Source organism: Pantoea sp. Pa-EAmG (genome assembly GCF_030024295.1).
Taxonomy (GTDB): Bacteria; Pseudomonadota; Gammaproteobacteria; order Enterobacterales; family Enterobacteriaceae; genus Pantoea; species Pantoea dispersa.
The window spans coordinates 23,767-44,083 of sequence record NZ_JASEWO010000007.1; the positions used below are offsets into that span (position 1 = coordinate 23,767).

12 protein-coding genes are annotated in these 20,317 nt (G+C 60.7%); 9 read left to right on the forward strand and 3 right to left on the reverse strand.

Annotation, left to right across the window (positions count from 1 at the left end):
• Entirely contained in the window at positions 1 to 1,521 is a 1,521-nt protein-coding gene (gene lysS, locus QMM04_RS02140; RefSeq protein WP_021506681.1) for a lysine--tRNA ligase, read from the forward strand.
• A 249-nt stretch (positions 1,522 to 1,770) separates the two neighbouring features.
• On the opposite strand, the gene QMM04_RS02145 is transcribed toward lysS, so the two are convergent.
• Positions 1,771 to 2,397: a hypothetical protein gene (locus QMM04_RS02145; protein ID WP_021506683.1), complete on the reverse strand. Its 627-nt coding sequence runs from the start codon at positions 2,395 to 2,397 to the stop codon at positions 1,771 to 1,773.
• A 391-nt stretch (positions 2,398 to 2,788) separates the two neighbouring features.
• On the opposite strand from QMM04_RS02145, the gene QMM04_RS02150 reads away from it, so the two are divergent.
• Positions 2,789 to 3,952 carry an MFS transporter gene (locus tag QMM04_RS02150; RefSeq protein WP_282995551.1) on the forward strand — a complete coding sequence of 388 codons (1,164 nt, stop codon included), beginning with the start codon at positions 2,789 to 2,791 and terminating at the stop codon, positions 3,950 to 3,952.
• On the opposite strand, the gene QMM04_RS02155 is transcribed toward QMM04_RS02150, so the two are convergent.
• Entirely contained in the window at positions 3,949 to 4,869 is a 921-nt protein-coding gene (locus QMM04_RS02155) for a LysR family transcriptional regulator (protein WP_282995552.1), read from the reverse strand. The two genes, QMM04_RS02150 and QMM04_RS02155, sit on opposite strands and share 4 nt — an antisense overlap.
• A gap of 110 nt (positions 4,870 to 4,979) precedes the next feature.
• On the opposite strand from QMM04_RS02155, the gene lysA reads away from it, so the two are divergent.
• Together lysA and QMM04_RS02165 are read left to right on the forward strand one after the other, a co-directional pair.
• Positions 4,980 to 6,233 carry a diaminopimelate decarboxylase gene (lysA, locus tag QMM04_RS02160; RefSeq protein WP_282995553.1) on the forward strand — a complete coding sequence of 418 codons (1,254 nt, stop codon included), beginning with the start codon at positions 4,980 to 4,982 and terminating at the stop codon, positions 6,231 to 6,233.
• A complete protein-coding gene (locus QMM04_RS02165; protein WP_021506687.1) occupies positions 6,233 to 6,685 on the forward strand; it encodes a GNAT family N-acetyltransferase in 453 nt (150 codons plus the stop codon). The genes lysA and QMM04_RS02165 overlap by 1 nt, the downstream gene beginning before the upstream one ends.
• A 225-nt stretch (positions 6,686 to 6,910) precedes the next feature.
• Here QMM04_RS02165 and galR read toward each other — a convergent pair whose 3' ends face one another.
• Positions 6,911 to 7,912, reverse strand: a complete 1,002-nt coding sequence (gene galR / locus QMM04_RS02170) for an HTH-type transcriptional regulator GalR (protein WP_031279486.1) — start codon at positions 7,910 to 7,912, stop codon at positions 6,911 to 6,913.
• Between the two features lie 196 nt (positions 7,913 to 8,108).
• Here galR and QMM04_RS02175 point away from each other — a divergent pair, with 196 nt between their 5' ends.
• The 5 genes from QMM04_RS02175 to QMM04_RS02195 all read left to right on the forward strand — a co-directional run bounded on the left by QMM04_RS02175 (position 8,109) and on the right by QMM04_RS02195 (position 20,317).
• Positions 8,109 to 10,382: a molybdopterin-dependent oxidoreductase gene (locus QMM04_RS02175; RefSeq protein WP_104188416.1), complete on the forward strand. Its 2,274-nt coding sequence runs from the start codon at positions 8,109 to 8,111 to the stop codon at positions 10,380 to 10,382.
• 311 nt (positions 10,383 to 10,693) lie between these two features.
• Positions 10,694 to 12,424 carry a penicillin-binding transpeptidase domain-containing protein gene (locus tag QMM04_RS02180; protein WP_021506690.1) on the forward strand — a complete coding sequence of 577 codons (1,731 nt, stop codon included), beginning with the start codon at positions 10,694 to 10,696 and terminating at the stop codon, positions 12,422 to 12,424.
• A gap of 443 nt (positions 12,425 to 12,867) precedes the next feature.
• Positions 12,868 to 14,073, forward strand: a complete 1,206-nt coding sequence (locus tag QMM04_RS02185) for an MdtA/MuxA family multidrug efflux RND transporter periplasmic adaptor subunit (RefSeq protein WP_282995554.1) — start codon at positions 12,868 to 12,870, stop codon at positions 14,071 to 14,073.
• Positions 14,070 to 17,219 carry a multidrug efflux RND transporter permease subunit gene (locus tag QMM04_RS02190; protein ID WP_282995555.1) on the forward strand — a complete coding sequence of 1,050 codons (3,150 nt, stop codon included), beginning with the start codon at positions 14,070 to 14,072 and terminating at the stop codon, positions 17,217 to 17,219. The genes QMM04_RS02185 and QMM04_RS02190 overlap by 4 nt, the downstream gene beginning before the upstream one ends.
• The gene (locus QMM04_RS02195) at positions 17,216 to 20,317 is read left to right on the forward strand and encodes an efflux RND transporter permease subunit (protein WP_282995556.1); all 3,102 of its coding nucleotides are present in this window, start codon (positions 17,216 to 17,218) and stop codon (positions 20,315 to 20,317) included. The genes QMM04_RS02190 and QMM04_RS02195 overlap by 4 nt, the downstream gene beginning before the upstream one ends.

The window sequence follows — 20,317 nt, forward strand, 5'->3', positions numbered from 1 at the left end:
ATGTCTGAACAACAACCGCAGAGCGCTGATGCCGCCCTTGAGTTAAACAACGAACTGAAAGCGCGTCGCGAAAAACTCAGCGCGCTGCGTGAAAAGGGCGTGGCGTTTCCTAACGATTTCCGCCGTGACACCACCTCCGATCGTCTGCATGCCGACTATGACAGCAAAGAGAACGACGAGCTGGAAGCGCTCGGCGTTGAGGTGAGCGTAGCCGGTCGTATGATGACCCGCCGCATCATGGGTAAAGCGTCGTTCGCCACCCTGCAGGATGTGGGCGGTCAGATCCAGATCTACGTTTCGCGTGACGATCTGCCGGAAGGCGTCTATAACGAGCAGTTCAAAAAGTGGGATCTCGGCGATATCCTCGGCGCGCGCGGTAAGCTGTTCAAAACCAAAACCGGCGAGCTGTCGATCCATATCTCTGAGCTGCGCCTGCTGACCAAAGCGCTGCGTCCGCTGCCGGACAAATTCCACGGCCTCGCCGATCAGGAAACCCGTTACCGTCAGCGTTACCTTGACCTGATCTCCAACGACGATTCGCGCAAGACCTTCAAAATTCGCTCACAAATCATGGCCGGCATTCGTCAGTTCATGGTTAACCGCGACTTTATGGAAGTGGAAACGCCGATGATGCAGGTGATTCCGGGCGGTGCTTCCGCGCGTCCGTTCATCACCCATCATAATGCGCTCGACATCGACATGTACCTGCGTATCGCGCCGGAGCTGTACCTCAAGCGTCTGGTGGTCGGCGGTTTTGATCGCGTGTTTGAGATCAACCGTAACTTCCGTAACGAAGGGATTTCGCCGCGCCACAATCCAGAGTTCACCATGATGGAACTCTATATGGCGTATGCGGATTACAAAGATCTGATCGAACTGACCGAGAGCCTGTTCCGCACCCTGGCGCAGGACGTACTGGGCACGACGGAAGTGCCTTACGGTGAGCACACCTTCGATTTCGGCAAGCCGTTTGAGAAGCTCACCATGCGTGAAGCGATCAAGAAATACCGTCCTGAGACGGACCTCGCCGATCTGGATGACTTTGATAAAGCAGTGGCGATTGCCAACGCGCTGCACATTAAAGTGGAGAAGAGTTGGGGTCTGGGCCGCGTGGTGACCGAGATCTTCGAAGAGACAGCAGAAGCGCACCTGATTCAACCAACCTTCATCACCGAGTATCCGGCAGAGGTGTCACCGCTGGCGCGTCGTAATGACGAGAACCCGGAAATCACCGACCGCTTTGAGTTCTTCATCGGCGGCCGTGAAATCGGTAATGGCTTCTCCGAGCTGAACGATGCGGAAGATCAGGCCGAGCGTTTCCTGCAGCAGGTTAACGCGAAGGACGCCGGTGATGACGAAGCGATGTTCTACGACGAAGACTACGTCACCGCGCTGGAGCATGGTCTGCCACCGACTGCGGGTCTGGGCATCGGTATCGATCGTCTGGTCATGCTGTTCACCAACAGCCACACCATTCGTGACGTGATCCTGTTCCCGGCTCTGCGCCCGACCGGTAAGTAATCAGGTTGCCTTCACCCTCACCCTAACCCTCTCCCATGGGGAGAGGGGACTTGCCTGTACCCCGGTGGGAGAGGGCCGCTGTGGTTTTCTCCCTCTCCCTGTGGCAGAGGACAGCTGTGGTTTTCTCCCTCTCCCCGAGGCAGAAGGCCGCTGTGGTTTTCTCCCTCTCCCCGTGGCAAAGTGCCGCTGTGGCTTTCTCCCTCTCCCTGTGGGAGAGGGCCGGGGTGAGGGCATCAGCGCGCACCCAACCTAAGACTTCACCACCCCATCCAGCCACGCCTGGAACCGCGCATAAGGCACATACAGCGCCACATCTTTAAACAGCGTTTTGCCGCTCTTATTATCATCAATCCGACTGCTATAGCCGACAATCACCCCGGCCAGCGTGTCGTCGCTGGCGTTATACACCGCGCCGCCGGACATGCCTTTCACCACGCCGGCATTGGCCGCCACCACTACGCAGCTGGCCTTATTCCAGTCATTGCTTAGCGTCGTATTGATCAGATTTTTGCCGCTTGATGCCACCGGCAGCGCGGAGATAAAGCTATACCCATACAGATTAACGTTGTCGCCGATATGGCTGTTGCGGAACTGCGGGGGCAGGTTGGCTTCCTTATTCGCATGATAAACCACGGCGATATCGCACTCCGGATGCCAGGCCTTCACCCGATACAGCGAATATTTGGCCACGTGCGCCGCCGTCAGGCTATATTCGCGCGTCAGGGGGATAGTGGTGCCCAGCGCACCCATGCCGAGCACGGTGGGGATGCCGGTGACGGTCATATCGACGCGCCTGGCCGCTTCTGAGCTGTATTCATAGTGCCCGACCGAGCAGCCGCTTAAGCCGCCGATCGCCAGCGCGATGATCCATCGCATAACTCTGTCCCCCTGTTGTGTTGACGCCGCATTACCGGGCAATCCATTGGGGTATCGGCAATGTGCGACCATCCTTTACTGCCTGATTTAACGCCAGAAAGCGCCGTCGCTGTGACAGCGATCACAACCTGTTATCAAGCGTAGTCTGTTATCGCCGTCCTGTCTCAGTGATGCATAAGCGACACTTTTTAGCGCCGGGATTATTGCCGCGCAGGCAAAATAGCCTTGCTGCCGCCCGGGTGGTTGAGAGTCAGAGGCTGTGCTTTAATAGCAGACTGTGACGCAGTTCAAAAATAAACATCCCCGCACTGTCGGAGGGATACGCGTCTGTCTTAACCGTACGGCGTTCGTCGTGCGGCCCGCCTGCAAAATTATTTTGGGAGAGTGTGTTATGCCTGTTGCATTACTGGCGCTGGCGCTGAGTGCGTTCGCCATCGGCACCACGGAGTTCGTCATCATGGGGTTACTGCCGGAAGTGGCGGGTGACCTGCAGGTGTCGATTCCTTCTGCGGGCTGGCTGATCAGCGGCTATGCGCTGGGCGTGGCTATCGGCGCGCCAATCATGGCGCTGCTGACCGCGAAACTGCCGCGTAAACGTACCCTGATTCTGCTGATGATCATCTTCATCATCGGCAACGTACTCTGTGCGCTGGCTTATACCTATAACCTGCTGATGCTGGCGCGCGTTATTACCGCGTTGTGTCACGGTGCGTTCTTCGGCATCGGTTCAGTGGTCGCGGCCAGCCTGGTGGCGCCGGGCCGTCAGGCATCGGCGGTGGCGCTGATGTTTACCGGTCTGACGCTGGCCAACGTACTGGGCGTGCCGCTCGGCACCTGGTTTGGTCAGCTGTTTGGCTGGCGCGCCACCTTCTGGGGCGTGGCGATTATCGGCATTCTCGCGTTCATCGCGCTGATTGTCAGCCTGCCGACTAACAAAGATGAAAAACCGGTGCACCTGGCGAGCGAAATCAGCGCGCTGGCCAACGGCAAACTGTGGCTGTCGCTGCTGATGACGGTGTGTTTTGCCGCCGCGATGTTTGCGCTGTTCAGCTACATTGCGCCGCTGCTGTTACAGGTGACCGGCATCAGCGATCGCGGTGTCAGCTGGACTCTGTTCCTGATTGGCGCGGGCCTGACGGTGGGTAACATTGTTGGCGGGAAACTGGCGGACTGGAAAGTGTCGTTCAGCCTGATCCTCAGCTTCTCGCTGATCGCCGTGTTTTCGCTGCTGTTCAGCTGGACCAGCCATGCGCTGTGGCTGGCAGAGGTAACCCTGTTCCTGTGGGCGATGGCGACCTTCGCCACCGTGCCGGGTCTGCAAATCAACGTGGTGCGCCACGGTAAAGAGGCGCCAAATCTGGTGTCGACGCTCAACATCTCGGCCTTCAACGTCGGTAACGCACTCGGTGCGTGGGTGGGCGGCGCAGTGATCGACAAAGGCTATGGCCTGACGGCGGTGCCGGTCGCGGCAGCAGCGCTGGCGGCAGCGGGCTTAGTGGTTTGTCTGCTGACCTTCCGCAAATCGGGCGGTCAGCGCGAGACGGTGCGCGCTTAAGCCAGCCGCTGGGCGATGCGCTGCGGAAAGGTGGCCACCTGCTGCTGCAGGTGGTCGCAGAAGTGATCGACCAGCGCCGATGCCGGCCGATGCTGTGGCCGCACCAGGCTCACCGTGAACGGCACGGCAATACTGAAGCGGCGCATCACCACGCCGCTGTCGGCGTAATCCAGCGCCGTCAGCGGATTAACAATCGAAATACCCACCCCGGCGCGCACCATCGCGCACACCGACGCGGCGCTGTGCGTCTCCAGCACCAGCCGCCGCTCCACCTGCTGCTCATGGAACAGCGCATCCAGCAACTGACGATAGCTATCGCTGCGCGACAGGCTGACATAGTTTTCACCGTGAAAATCCTGCGGCGTCAGCACCGCCCGCTGACACAGCGGATGCTGCGGCGGCAGCACGCACACTTCATCACTGGTCAGCAGAGCCAGACGTTCAGTCCCGGCGGGCGCATGCTGGGTTTCGGTCAGACCGAGATCGTAGCGCTGCGCCGACAGCCACTCCTCCAGCAGCGGCGACTCCTGCGGAATAATATTCAGGCTCACCTGCGGATAGCGCTGTAAAAACGGCTGCAGCAGCGGCGGTAACAGCGACTGGGAAAAGACCGGCAGGCAGGCGATGGAAAGCTCGCCCAGGCGGAAATTGCGTAACCCTTCGGCGGCATCCATGATGCGATCCAGACCGTACCACGAGCGCTGCACCTCTTCGTACAGCCGCAGCCCCTGCACGGTGGGCTGCAGGCGGCCGCGCACCCGCTCAAACAGCTGTAAGCCCAACTGCTGCTCCAGCCGCGCCAGCTCGCGGCTCACCGTTGGCTGCGAGGTATGCAGCAGCGTGGCAGCCTGGGTCAGATTGCCGCTGGTCATCACCGCGTGAAAGATTTCGATATGCCGCCAGTTAATTTTTGCCATCGTCGCCTCCATGTCATCCATATCATATTTGCATAGCTGATGCTTAAACAGATATTTTTCTGCATCACTGTGCTGTGGCTAAATGACAGCAACGACTCAGGAGAATGCTCATGCCACGTCCACTTAACGATTCCCAGACGGCGCTTAACGCCACAAATCTGCTGCCGCTGGCGCAGCGCTACAGCGGCCCGTTCTGGGCTTACGATGCCGAAATCATTCAGCAGCGTATTGCGCAGCTCAGCGCGTTTGACGTGGTGCGCTTTGCGCAAAAGGCCTGCTCGAATATTCATATTCTGCGGCTGATGCGCGCTGCCGGCGTCAAGGTCGATTCGGTTTCGCTCGGCGAGATCGAACGTGCGCTGGCTGCCGGTTTTCAGCCGGGCGGCGAGGATATTGTGTTCACCGCCGATGTGCTGGACTCACCGACGCTGGCGCGCATCGCCGAGCTGAAGGTGCCGGTGAATGCCGGCTCAGTGGATATGCTGCATCAGCTCGGCGCGGTTTCGCCGGGTCATAGCGTCTGGCTGCGCATTAATCCGGGCTTTGGCCACGGTCACAGCCAGAAAACCAATACCGGCGGCGAAAACAGTAAGCACGGCATCTGGCACAGCGATCTGCCGCTGGCGCTGGCGGCGATCCAGCAGCATGGCCTGCAGCTGGTAGGTTTACATATGCACATCGGTTCCGGCGTCGATTATGGCCATCTGCAGCAGGTGTGCGACGCGATGGTCGATCAGGTGGTGGCCTTTGGTCAGGATCTGCAGGCCATTTCGGCGGGCGGCGGGCTGTCGATTCCTTACCGCTTTGGTGAGGAGGCGATAGATACGCAGCACTATTACGGGCTGTGGAACGGCGCGCGCGAGCGTATCGCGGCGCACCTCGGCCATGCGGTGAAGCTGGAGATCGAGCCGGGCCGTTTCCTGGTGGCAGAGTCGGGCGTACTGGTGTCGCAGGTGCGGGCGGTGAAGCAGATGGGCAGCCGTCACTTTGTGCTGGTGGATGCCGGTTTCAGCGATCTGATGCGTCCGTCGATGTACGGCAGCTATCACCATATTTCGCTGCTGCCTGCCGATGGCAGCGCGCCGGCTGACGCGCATGTGGAGAGCGTGGTGGCCGGGCCGCTCTGTGAGTCGGGAGATGTGTTTACCCAGCGGGAAGGCGGCAAAGTGGAAACCCGCGCGCTGCCAGCGGCACAGGTCGGCGATTATCTGGTGTTCCATGATACCGGCGCTTACGGCGCATCAATGTCCTCCAACTACAACAGCCGTCCGCTGATCCCGGAAGTGCTGTTTGAGCAGGGCGTGCCGCGTGAGATTCGCCGTGCGCAGACCATTCAGGAACTGCTGGCGCTGGAGCTGAACTGATGCGCATCGTGCCGCTCAGCAGCGTGCCGCATCACGCCAGCCAGATCACCGACTGGCTGTGGCAGGCGTTTGGTGACGGCACCTCGCGCGCGTTTTACGACAGCATTGTACGCAGTAGCCTGAACGGTGCCGCGTTTCCGGTGACCTTTGTCGCGCTGGACGAGGATGACGTGCCGCACGGCACGGTAGGGTTCTGGCGCTGCGATTTGATTAGCCGTCAGGATCTCTATCCGTGGGTTGCCGCGCTGTATGTGGATGAAGCGGCGCGCGGGCAGGGGCTGAGTGCCGCCCTGCAGCAGCACGTGCTGGACTATGCCCGCCAGCGCGGCTATGCAACGGTGTGGCTGTGGTCGACGTTTGGCGGCTACTACGAGCGTTTCGGCTGGCAGTATCAGTGTGATGCGCTGGAGTTTCCTGAGGTGCAGGTGAAGGTGTATTCGCAGGATTTATAGTGGGTTGGGTGCGCGCTGGCCCTCACCCCAACCCTCTCCCGCAAGCGGGCGAGGGGGCTGACCGCGCTCTCCTTGCCGCAAGGGCTGACCGCGCGCTCTGGAACGTTCCCCTCCGCAAGGGCTGACCGCGCTCTGGAACGTTCCTCTCCGCAAGGGCTGACCGCGCTCTGGAACGTTCCCTCTCCCTCAGGGAGAGGGTTAGGGTGAGGGAAAGCCCGCCCCCGTTTAACCCGGTCCACCCACCGAATGCCGCCTGACCAGCGTCGGGCTAAACATATTGGTCACCTCCGGCAGCGCGGTGCCGTTGGCCAGCGCCAGCGCCAGCTGCGCGGCCTGCTGCGCCATGGTCACAATCGGATAGCGCACCGTGGTCAGGCGCGGACGCACGTAGCGCGACACCAGCACATCATCAAAGCCAATCAGCGACATCTCTTCCGGCACGCGAATGCCGTTATCGCTCAGCACCGCCAGCGCACCGGCGGCCATCGAATCGTTGTAGCACGCCACCGCGCTCACCTGCTTGCCGCGTCCGAGCAGTTCCGTCATTGCCTGCTCGCCACCGACCTCATCCGGTTCTCCCCACGCCACCAGCCGGTCGTTGCACGGCAGACCGTGCTCCTTCAGCGCATCGTAGTAGCCCTGCAGCCGATCTTCGGCGTCAGAGATGGTGTGCGTCGAGCAGATAAAGGCGATCTGCGTATGACCCTGCTGAATCAGGTGGCGCGTGGCCAGCCAGGCGCCGTAGCGGTCATCCAGCGCAATGCAGCGCGACTCAAACCCCTGCAGCAGCCGGTTCAGCAGCACCATGCCCGGCACCTGCTTCATCAGCAGCTCTAAATCATCATCGGGAATTTTCTTGGCGTGCACCACCAGCGCGGCGCAGCGATGGCGCATCAGCTGTTCAATCGCCTGACGCTCTTTCTGCTCATTATGGTAACCGTTACCAATCAGCAGAAAGTTGCCGGTTTGCCCGGCGACTTCATCGACCGCTTTCACCATCGCGCCAAAAAACGGGTCTGACACATCGCCTACCACCAGCCCGAGCGTTTCGGTGGATTGCTGCGCCAACGCGCGGGCATTGGCGTTCGGGTGATACTGCAGCTGTTCCATGGCCTGGGTAACGGCGAGGCGCGAACTCTCGCTGGCTTTGGGCGAATTATTGATGACGCGGGACACGGTCGCGACCGACACCCCCGCCATGCGGGCAACATCCTTAATAGTAGCCATGCAATGGTCGACATCCGGGAAAACGTTTACACATGCTCTCAGTGTTACGGAAAAGCCCGGCAGCCGCAACCCGCCAGAATGTCAGCGCTGTCGCAAAAGTGCGGAAAATCAGACGCTCACGGTGAGGCTTTAGCCCGGTAACGGCACCGTGCTATGCTGCCAGCCTGAATCACACCTGCCTGCCGGACCCATAACCATGAAAACTCGTGTGCCGCACCTTGCGCACTGGGGCGCGTTTACCGCCGTCACCGAAAATCAGCGCCTGATTGCCTGCGAACCTTTCTTCGCCGATGCCGATCCTTCCCCGATGATCCACACTATCCCTGAACTGGTGTACTCGGATAAACGCATCCGTCAGCCGATGGTGCGCCGTTCGTGGCTGAAGTCGCGTGAAAACAGCGATCGCACGCTGCGCGGCCGGGAAGATTTTGTCGCCGTGGACTGGGACACCGCGCTCGATCTGGTGGCGGAAGAGAACCGCCGGGTGCGCGACCGCTACGGCGCTTCCGGCATTTTCAACGGTTCGTACGGCTGGTCATCAGCCGGTCGCGTTAACCATGCGCGCACCCTGATTCGTCGCTTCTATTTCCAGGGCGGCGGTGGCGTTGATCAGCAGGGTAACTACAGCTGGGGCGCGGCCCAGTTCTTTCTGCCGTATGTGATTGGCACTTATATGCCGCTCACCGGCCGCGTCACCGACTGGCCGCAGGTGGTGGAGCATGCAGAAATTTTCGTCGCCTTTGGCGGCCTGGCGCTGAAAAATGCGCAGGTGGCCTCCGGCGGCGCCGGCGAGCACAGCCTGAAACCGGCGCTGCAGCAGCTGAGCGCCAAAGGCACGCCGATCATTAACATCAGCCCGATGCGCGATGACTGCCCGGCATTCGTTAACGCCGAGTGGATTCCGATTCGCCCGAACACCGACGTGGCGCTGATGCTGGCGCTCGGCCATGAAATTACCCGCCGGAACGCTATCGATGAGGCTTTCCTCGCCAGCCACTGCACCGGCTGGCCGCAGCTGCGTGCCTATCTGCTGGGCGAAAGCGACGGCGTGGCGAAAACGCCCGCGTGGGCCAGTGCGATAACCGGCATCCCGGCGGCGCGTATCGCGCTGCTGGCGCAGCAGTTGGCGGGCAAACGCAGCTTCATCACCTGTGCTTATGCGGTGCAGCGCGCCCATCGCGGCGAACAGCCGTACTGGATGATGATTGCGCTCTCGTCGATGCTGGGCCAGCCGGGACTGCCGGGCGGCGGCTTCTCTTTTGGTCATGGCTCAATGAACAGCGTCGGCAATCCGCGCCAGGAAGGCCCGGCGCCGCTGATGAGCACCGGCCCGAATCCGGCGAACCTGTCGATCCCGGTGGCGCGCATCAGCGACATGCTGCTCAATCCCGGCCAGCCGTATGCGTTTCAGGGCGAGACGCTGCACTATCCCGACATTCACCTGGTGCACTGGGCAGGCGGCAATCCGTTCCATCATCACCAGCAGCTCAACCGGCTGGTCGAGGGCTGGCAGCGTCCGGATACGGTCATCGTGCAGGATATCGTCTGGACGCCCGCGGCGCAGATGGCGGACATCGTGCTGCCGGCCACCACCACGCTGGAGCGCAACGACATTGGCGGCTCGTCGCGTGACCGCTTCGTGCTGGCGATGCACCAGGCGATTAAACCGCAGCATCAGGCGCGTAACGACTTTGATATTTTTGCCGATCTGGCCGATCGCCTTGGCTACCGCGATCGCTTTACCGAAGGACGCAACGAGATGCAGTGGATTGAGCATCTTTACCAGCAGTGCGCGCAGGCGCATGCGCAGCTGGACATCGCGTTCCCGGAGTTTGAGGCATTCTGGCAGCGCGGCTTTGTTGAGATTCCGCAGGGCGGCAAGCCGTACGTGTTTATGGATGATTTCCGCGCCGACCCGCAGGCGCATCCGATTCACACCGCCAGCGGCAAAATTGAGCTGTTTTGCCAGACTATCGCCGATTACCAGCTGGCGGATTTCGCCGGGCATCCGGAGTGGCGCGCGCCGCAGGAGTGGCTTGGCGCAGCGCTCAGCGCGCAGTTCCCGCTGCACATGATTTCGGTGCAGCCTGCGGATCGCCTGCACAGTCAGCTGGATGCCACCGCCACGGTGCAGGCCGGCAAAACTGCCGGTCACGAAACGCTGTATATGCACGTTGACGATGCCGCCGCGCGCGGTATCAGTGACGGCGATGAGATTGAAGTGAGCAACGCGCGTGGCCGTATGCTGGCTGGCGTTCGCCTGACGGACGGCCTGACGCCCGGCGTGGTGATCATCGCCACCGGTGCCTGGTTCGATCCCGGTTTTGGCAAAGCGTGGCAGCCGTGGGACCGCGCCGGCAACCCTAACGTGCTGACGCTCGACATCGGGACCTCGTCGTTAACTCAGGGCCCGAACGCCATGAGCTGCCTGGTGGAAATCAAAAAACACGCCAGTTGCACAATCGGCTAACAATCTCACCGCTGGTTACATTTTGCCGGTAACTGTTGCGTTTGAGTGATAGTTTCTGCGCTGAGCAACTTGCTACAGTCAGGGTCCCAGAGGTATTGATGGGTGAACATCAACAGTTTTCTTGATTACACCGACCTGCGCAGATGCGCAGGTTTTTTTTGCCTGCGATCTGCCGGTGTGATGTGTCCCGTTGTGGTGACCTCAATCGGACATAAACGAACTGATACATTGTTTTCCTGTCAACTCGCTTTACCTTTCTTTATAACTGCAGCTAACCCCTTTGGATTCATCTTTTATCGCAGCGGATCGCCATGCCCCCGATTAAAAAATTTCTGGGAAAAGACCAGATTAAAGCCCCGTTTAACCCGTTTCGTTTTCGTCTGATTTGTCTGGGCGTATTAGGCTGCATGGGCCTGCTGCTGGCGCGCGTCGGCGATTTGCAGCTGATCAATCATCCGATGCTGGAGCACGAGGCCGACCAGCGCTCGCTGCGGACCGTGACGCTGCCGACTAACCGCGGCACGCTGCTCGACCGCGACGGCCAGGCGCTGGCGCTCAGCGTGCCATCGCGCGATATCATCGCCGATCCGCTGCGCGTGCTGGAGGCCAATCCCGATTTCACCAGCGCCAAATGGAGCTATCTGGCGGCGGCGCTGAATCTGCGACCGGATGAGCTGCGTGCGCAGATCACCGCCAATCCGAAAAAGCGTTTCCTCTATCTCGGGCGCAAAATCGAGCTGGGCATTGCCAAAGATATTGCTGAGCTGCATCTGAAAGGCATCAGTTCGGTGTATGACGACAGCCGTTTTTATCCGATGAGTGAGGCCGCGGCGCCGCTGATTGGCATCGTCGGGGCGGACAATAACGGACTTAACGGGCTGGAGAAGGGCTTTGACCGGGTACTGCAGGGCGAGCCGGGTAAAGAGGTGTATCGCCAGGACGGGGACGGCAACATTATTGCGATGATCGATTACGAGCCGCCGAAGCAGCCGCCGACGGTGCAGCTCAGCATCGATAAGTTTGACCAGTTTACGCTGTACAGCAAGCTGCGCGACGGCGTGCTGCTCAACAAGGCCGATTCGGGCGCGGCGGTGCTGGTGAAGATCGACACCGGCGAGATCCTCGCTATGGCATCTTATCCGTCGTTCAACCCCAACAATTATGACAACGCCACGCCAGCGCAAATGCGCAATACCGCCATCAACGACAGCTACGAGCCCGGTTCGACGGTGAAACCGCTGGTGGTGATGGAAGGGCTGCAGCGCCATCTGGTGCGCCCCGATTCAGTGATCGACACCACGCCTTACAGCGTCAACGGCCACCTGATCCGCGATGTCGGCCACTGGCCGCGGCTGACCATGACCGGCATTTTGCAGAAATCCAGCGACATCGGCGTGTCGCACATCGCGCTGGCGATGCCGGCGGAAGCGCTGGTGAACACCTATCAGGCGTTTGGTCTTGGCAAGCCGACCGGGCTGGGACTGACCGGTGAGAGCGTGGGCTACTTCCCGCTGCATCGCCAGCGCTGGGCGGACATCGAGCGCGCCACCTTTTCGTTCGGTTACGGTCTGCGCGTAACGCCGCTGCAGATTGCGCGTGAATACGCCACGCTCGGTTCGTATGGCGTCTATCGCCCGCTGTCGATCACCAAAGTGACGCCACCGGTGCTGGGCAGGCAGGTGGCGGATCCGCAGATCGTGCAAACCGTGGTGCACATGCTGGAGAGTGACGTGCTGCCGGGCGGTACCGGGGTGAAAGCAGCGGTTCCGGGCTACCGGCTGGCGACCAAAACCGGTACCGCGGAGAAGATGGGCAGCAGCGGCAAATATGACGGCGGCTATGTCAACTACACCGCCGGCATCGCGCCGGCCAGCCATCCGGAAGTGGCGCTGGTGGTGATGATTAACCATCCTACCGCCGGCGATCACTTTGGCGGCTCGGTGGCCGCGCCGGTATTTGGCAACATCATGGGGCCGGTGCTGAAACACATGAACGTGGCACCAGACGCGATTTACAGTAAACCGGCATCAGATAAATCTTAACGAAATCAGGATGTAAACGCGCAGTCGAGCTTTTCACACCTCGTTGCATTTCGCCGAACTCCGTTGCGATTTGCGGCTGTTATCCGTGCCGCCATTGCGCGACGATAAAGGTCCCAGAGGTATTGATTGGTGTGAAGATCGGCTGCTGCGGCAGCGATACCCTTGTGGTATTCACCCTGTTCGGTTGCACCGACCCACGCGGATGCGTGGGTTTTTTTTGCCTGTAAGTTGTCCTCCTCTCCCGTTTATAGCGCCTGCACGCGCCATCACCGGCCGCTGCCGGGCGCGGTTTAAATCCTGCATCTCTTAACGAAACGCTTACGGTTTGCGTATAGAAAACGTTCTGGCGATCCGCCGATAATGCGCGTCGTGATGATTTTCGCTGAAATAATCCCCTGCTTACCGGGGTTTTTACCCACACTTTTGCTGATCTGAAGACGCTGATGACTATCCATGCTCCCCGTTCTGGTTTCTCCCGCTGGCTGAAATGGCTGCTTGTGTTGCTGGTGCTGCTGATCGCGGCAGGCGTGATCTGGCGTGTGGCAGGCGGCAAGCGGGGCGCAGCACCCGGCGACCTGCCGCCAGGCGGTCATCGCGGCGCGGCGCAGATGAGCGGCCCGGCAACGCTGGTGCACAGCGGCGTTGCCGCGACGGCCGACGTGCCGGTGTACCTGAATGCGCTCGGCACGGTGATCCCCAACGCCAGCGTCACCGTCACCAGCCGCGTGGCCGGGCAGCTGCAGCAGGTGTTCTTTACTGAAGGGCAGAAAGTCAGCGCCGGTCAGCTGCTGGCGCAGATCGATCCGCGCAGTTATCAGGCGACGCTGGCGCAGTATCAGGGCGATCTCAGCCAGAACCAGGCGCTACTGCACAGTGCGCAACTGACGCTGGCACGCTACAAAAAGCTGGCAGCGCAGGACTCGCTGTCGCGCCAGGATCTGGATAGCCAGATTGCTACCGTCGGCCAGTATCAGGGCGCGGTGGCGGCGGATCAGGCGCAAATCGCCAGCGCAAAACTGGATATTGAGTATGCCCGCATCACCTCGCCGATCAGCGGCCGCGTAGGTCTGCGGCTGGTCGATCCCGGCAATATGGTGCAGACCAGCGACACCACCGGCATTGTGGTGGTGACGCAAATGCAGCCTGCCGCCGTGACGTTCAGCGTGCCGCAAAGTTACATCGCGCAGCTGACGCGCGCACTGCGCAACGGCCAGAGCCTGCCCGCGACGGCCTTCGATCAGGACAACAGCACCATACTGGCGCAGGGTGATGTGAAGTACATCAGCAATCAGATCGATACCAGCACCGGCACCATCGAACTGAAAGCCAGCTTTCCTAACGAGGACGAAGCGCTGTTTGCCAACCAGTTCGTTAATCTGCGTTTGCAAACCGGCACGCTGAAAAACGCGACGGTGATTCCGGCGCAGGCGCTGCAGCTGAGCAGCGACGGGAGCTTTGTGTTTATTATCAACAAAGATAATAGCGTGACGCGCAAAGCGGTCACCGCCGGACCGGCACTGGGGGAAGATCGTCAGGCGATCCTGCAGGGCGTGGCGCCAGGCGATCGTCTGGTGACCGAGGGGATCGATCGTCTGACTAACGGCAGCAAAGTCCAGCTGGCTGACGACAGCAAAAGTACCCAGCCATGAATCCGTCTCGTCTGTTTATCCTGCGCCCGGTGGCGACGATTCTGCTGATGATCGGCGTGCTGATCGCCGGCCTGTTCGCTTATCGCTTTCTCTCCACCTCGGCGCTGCCGCAGGTGGATTATCCGACCATTCAGGTTACCACCCTTTATCCTGGCGCCAGCCCGGACGTGATGGCCTCATCCGTGACCTCGCCGCTGGAGCGTCAGCTCGGTCAGATGGCCGGCCTCAGCCAGATGACGTCTGCCAGCTCAGGCGGATCATCGATTATCACCCTGAAGTTCAGCCTCGATCTGTCGCTTGACGTCGCCGAACAGGAAGTCCAGGCGGCAATCAACGCAGCGAATAATCTGTTACCGGACGATCTGCCCAATCCGCCGACGTATAAAAAGGTCAATCCGGCCGACAGTGCAGTGATCACGCTGGCCGCCAGTTCCGACACGCTGCCGCTGACTGAGGTGCAGGATCTGGTGAACACCCGCGTGGCGCTGAAGCTGTCGCAAATCAACGGTGTGGGGATGGTGACCCTGGCGGGCGGCAATCAGCCGGCGATTCGCGTGCAGATGGATCCAAAAGCGCTGGCGGCGCACAAGCTGTCGCTGGAAGACGTCAATACGCTGATCGCCAACAGCAATGTCAACGGTTCGAAAGGCGGCTTCGACGGCAAATATCACTCGGTGACCATCGACGCCAACGACCAGCTGCGCACCGCAGCCGAATACGGCAATCTGATTCTCACCTGGCAGAACGGTGCGGCGCTGCGGCTGAAAGATATCGCCTATATCGAACAGGGGCCGGAGAATCGCTTTCAGTCGGCGTGGGCCAATAACCGTCCGGCGATTGTCATCAGCGTGCAGCGCCAGCCCGGCGCTAACGTCATTCAGGTGGTGGATAGCATTAAAAAACAGCTGCCCGTTCTGCAGGCGGCGCTGCCGGATGGTGTGAAAATGCGTGTGCTTGCCGATCGCACGCAGACCATCCGCGCCTCAATCAGCGACGTACAGTTTGAACTGATGCTGTCGATCGCACTGGTGGTGATGGTGACCTTCCTGTTTCTGCGCAACGTGGCGGCGACGCTGATTCCCAGCGTGGCAGTACCGCTGTCGCTGATTGGCACCTTTGGCGTGATGTATCTCGCCGATTTCAGCCTCAACAACCTGTCGCTGATGGCGCTGACCATCGCCACCGGGTTTGTCATTGATGACGCGATTGTGGTGGTGGAGAACATTTCGCGCCGGCTGGAGCAGGGGGAAACGCCGATGCAGGCCGCGCTGAAAGGCTCGCAGCAGATTGGCTTCACCATTATTTCCCTGACGTTTTCCCTGATTGCGGTCCTGATTCCGCTGCTGTTTATGGGCGATGTGGTCGGACGGCTGTTCCGCGAATTCGCCATCACCCTGGCCGTGTCGATTCTGGTGTCGATGGTGGTGTCGCTGACGCTGACGCCTATGCTGTGTGCCTGGCTGTTAAGGCATATTCCGGAGTCGCAACAGTCACGCTTTGCGCGCAAAGGCGGCGAGCTGTTTGACAAACTGGTCCGCGGCTATGACCGCCTGCTCAGCGTAGTGCTCAACCATCAGAAGCTGACGCTGCTGGTGGCGCTGGCAACCTTTGCACTCACCGCGCTGCTGTATCTGGCCATCCCGAAAGGGTTCTTTCCCACGCAGGATACCGGGCTGATTCAGGGGGTGACCGTGGCGTCGCAGGATGTCTCCTTCACGGCGATGGCGCAGCGTCAGCAGGCGCTGGCAACGGTGATCCTGCAAAATCCGGCGGTCGAGAGTGTGTCCTCAACCATTGGTATCGACGGCAATAACACCAGCCTCAATAGCGGGCGCCTGCAGATCAACCTGAAAGCGTTTGACCAGCGCGACGTCAAAGCCGATGAGGTGATTGCGCAGCTACAGCAGGCGGCGCGCCGGGTCGCCGGCATTCAGCTTTATCTGCAGCCAGCACAGGACCTGACGGTCAACGATCAGGTGACGCCGAGCCAGTACCAGTTCACCCTTGATGATGCCGACAGCGAAAACCTGGTGCGCTGGACGCCGCAGCTGATAGCTGCGCTGCAGCAGCGCCCGGAGTTTAATGGCGTGGTCAGCAACCTGCAGGATCAGGGGCGCGTGGCCTATGTGGAGCTGAATCGCGATAAAGCGGCGCGCTACGGCATCACGGCAGCTGACGTCGATACCGCGCTGTACAACAGCTTTGGTCAGCGGCTGGTTTCCACCATTTTTACCCAGGCGAACCAGTATCGCGTGGTGCTGGAAGTGGCGCCGCAGTATCAGCAGTCGCCGGCGTCATTTGATGACGTTTATCTGCCGGTGAGCAGCAGCGCATCAACCAGCAGCGACAGCGACAGTGAGACCACCACCACCGGCATGGTGAAACTCACCGCCATCGCCAGCGTGCATGCGCGGACCGGGGCGCTGATGCACATGCGCCTGAATCAGTTCCCGGCGGTGATGGTGTCGTTCAATCTTAACCCCGGTTATTCGCTGGAGGAGGGGCAGCGGGCGATTGCGCAGGTCACGCAGCAGCTTAAACTGCCCGCCAGCATAACGCTGCGCTATCAGGGTGAAACCGCGGCGTTTCAGAGTGCCACCGGCAACACGCTATGGCTGATTCTGGCGGCGCTGATCACCATGTACGTGGTGCTGGGCATTCTGTATGAAAGCTTTATTCATCCGGTGACCATTCTCTCCACGCTGCCGTCGGCGGCGGTCGGGGCGCTGCTGACGCTGATGCTGGCGGGCAGCGAATTCAGCCTGATTGCGCTGATTGGCGTCATTCTGCTGATTGGCATCGTTAAAAAGAACGCCATTATGATGATCGACTTCGCGCTGGAGGCGCAGCATAAGCAGCATATGACGCCGCGCGAAGCGATCCATCAGGCCTGTCTGCTGCGCTTCCGGCCGATTCTGATGACCACCATGGCGGCGCTGCTCGGGGCGCTGCCGCTGATGCTGGCCTCCGGCTCCGGTGCTGAACTGCGTCAGCCGCTCGGGCTGGTGATTGTCGGTGGCCTGCTGGTGAGCCAGGTGCTGACGCTGTTCTCCACCCCGGTGATCTATCTGTGGTTTGATGGGCTGGCGCAGCGCGGTAAGCGCTACGTGCAGCGCCGGCAGCAGCAGGCGCGGGGCGAGCCATGAACATCACCCGGCTGTTTATCTTTCGCCCGGTTGCCACGCTGCTGCTGACGCTGGCGATCCTGCTGCTCGGGGCGCTGGGCTACCGGTTGCTGCCCGTCGCGCCGCTGCCGCAGGTGGATTTTCCTACCATCATGGTCAGCGCCAGCCTGGCCGGCGCCAGCCCGGAAACCATGGCGGCCACGGTGGCGACGCCGCTGGAGCGTTCGCTCGGCCAGATTGCCGGTGTGACGGAGATGACGTCGACCAGCTCGCAGGGCTCGACCAGCGTGATACTGCAGTTTGAACTTGACCGCGATATCAATGGTGCGGCGCGCGACGTGCAGGCGGCGATCAATGCGGCACGCAGCCTGTTACCGAGTGCCATGGAGTCGCTGCCGACCTATCGCAAAGCGAATCCCTCGGACGCGCCGATTGTGATGCTGGCGCTTACCTCAGCCACGCGCACGCCGGGTGAACTGTATGACCTCGCCGAAAGCAAAATCGAGCAGGCGATGGGCCAGGTCAGGGGCGTAGGCGAGGTGTCGCTGATGGGCAGCGCGCTGCCGGCGGTCCGCATCGATCTGCAGCCGCAACAGCTGACGCACTATGGCATTGCGCTGGATACGGTGCGCAGCGCCGTCGCCAGCAGCACCACCAATCTGCCGAAAGGCATGCTGCAGGGCAGCAGCCAGTCCTGGATGGTGGACGGCAACGGCCAGCTGGACAAAGCGGCACAGTACCGCGACCTGATAGTCAGCTACCACGCGGGTAAGGCGGTGCGACTGCATGATGTCGCCACGGTGTATGACTCGGTGGAGGATCAGTATCAGGCCGGTTTTCTCAATTCACAGCCGTCGGTGATGATCGCCATCAAGCGTCAGGCCGGCGCTAACATGCTCGACACCATCGATGCCATCAAAGCGCAGCTGCCACAGCTGGAGAAAGATCTGCCTGCCGATACCCAGCTCAAAGTGGTGGTAGACCGTTCGCCAACGGTGCGCGCCTCCCTGTATGACACCGAAGAGACGCTGCTGGTGGCGATGCTGCTGGTGATTGCCGTGGTATTTGTCTTCCTGCGTAATTTGCAGGCGGTGGTGATTCCGGCGCTGGCGCTGCCGGTGTCGTTAATCGGCACCTGCGCGGTGATGTATCTGCTCGGCTACAGTCTCGATAACCTGTCGCTGATGGCGCTGATCATCGCCACGGGCTTTGTCGTTGATGACGCCATCGTGGTGCTGGAAAATATCACCCGGCACATCGAAGCCGGTCTGAGTCCGCTGCGTGCCGCCCTGCGCGGTGCCCATGAGGTGAGCTTTACGGTGCTGTCGATGACGGTGTCGCTGGTGGCGGTGTTTATCCCGATTCTGCTGATGGGCAGCATTGTTGGCCGCCTGTTCCGGGAATTTGCGGTGACGCTGACGGTCTCGCTGCTGATCTCCATGTTTGTCTCGCTCAGCCTGACCCCGATGCTGTGCGCCCGACTGCTGCGGCCGAAGCCGCAGGTCACCCGGCGGCCGCATCCGCTCTATCAGCTAATCGAAAATGCGCTCAACGCGCTGCTGGCCGCCTACGCGCGTGGCCTGGCGTGGGTGATGGCGCACCAGAAGATTACCCTGCTGAGTTTGCTGCTCACCGTGCTGCTCAATCTGTTTCTGTTTAGCGTGGTGCAAAAGGGCTTTTTCCCCAATCAGGACACCGGCCTGCTGATGGGCGCCCTGCGCGCTGACCAGAACATCTCCTTCCAGGCGATGAAGCCAAAGATGCTGGCGTTCACCAAAATCATTGAGGCCGATCCGGCGGTAGACAGCGTGATGTCGTCAATGGGCAGCGGCATGTTTGGCTCGCGCAATAGCGCCAACTTTTTTGTCCGGCTGAAAGATTTTGACCAGCGCACTGCCAGCGCCACCGAAGTGGCTAACCGGCTGAGCCTGAAAACCCGCCATATTGCCGGGGCGCAGCTGTTCCTGATGGCCGCGCAGGATCTGCACATCGGCGGGCGCAGCGCCAACGCCACTTATCAGTACAGCCTGCAGGCTGACGATCTCGACCTGCTGCGCCGCTGGACGCCGAAAGTCCAGGCGGCGCTGGCCGCGATACCGCAACTCAACAGCGTGGATTCCGATGCGCAAACCGGCGGACAGGAGGTGGTGATCAACATCGATCGCGACCGCGCCACGCGGCTGGGCGTTAACGTGCAGATGCTGGACACGCTGCTGAACAATGCCTTTAGCCAGCGACAGATTGCCACGCTCTATCACACGCTCAATCAGTACCATGTGGTGATGGCCCTGCAGGACAGCGACACGCGCGATCCGGCCATGTTGCAACAACTGTATGTGATTAACGACAGCGGCGATCGCGTGCCGCTGGCGGCCTTTGCCCGCTTCAGCGGCGGCAACGCGCCGCTGTCGGTTGCGCATCAGGGCCAGTCAGCGACCAGCACCATCGCCTTCAACCTCAACGACGGCGTGTCGCTGGAGCAGGCGCAGACGCTGATTAAGCAAGCGATGGCACAGCTGGGGTTGCCCTCCAGCATTCAGGCGGGCTTTGCCGGCACCGCCGCAGCGTTCTCTCAGCTCACCGCCACCATGCCGTGGCTGATTATTGCGGCGCTGGCGGCGGTGTATATCGTCCTGGGCGTGCTGTATGAGAGTTACATTCACCCGCTGACCATTCTCTCCACGCTGCCGTCGGCAGGCGTCGGGGCGCTGCTGCTGTTGCTGCTGACCAATACGCAGCTGACGGTGATTGCGCTGATCGGCATCATTTTGCTGATCGGTATCGTCAAGAAAAACGCCATCATGATGATCGATTTTGCCCTGCACGCCGAGCGCAGCCAGGGGCTGTCGCCGCAGCAGGCGATTACGCAGGCGTGCCTGATGCGCTTTCGGCCGATCATGATGACCACGCTGGCCGCCTTCTTCGGCGCTCTGCCGCTGGCGCTGGGTAGCGGTGGCGACGCTGATTTACGCAGTCCGCTGGGGATTGCCATTGCCGGCGGTCTGGCCCTGAGCCAGCTGCTGACCCTGTTTACCACGCCAGTGGTCTATCTCTGGCTGGATCGTCTCAGCCGCGCCACCCAGCATCAGTGGCGGCGCGTGCGTCATGTGGAATCCTGA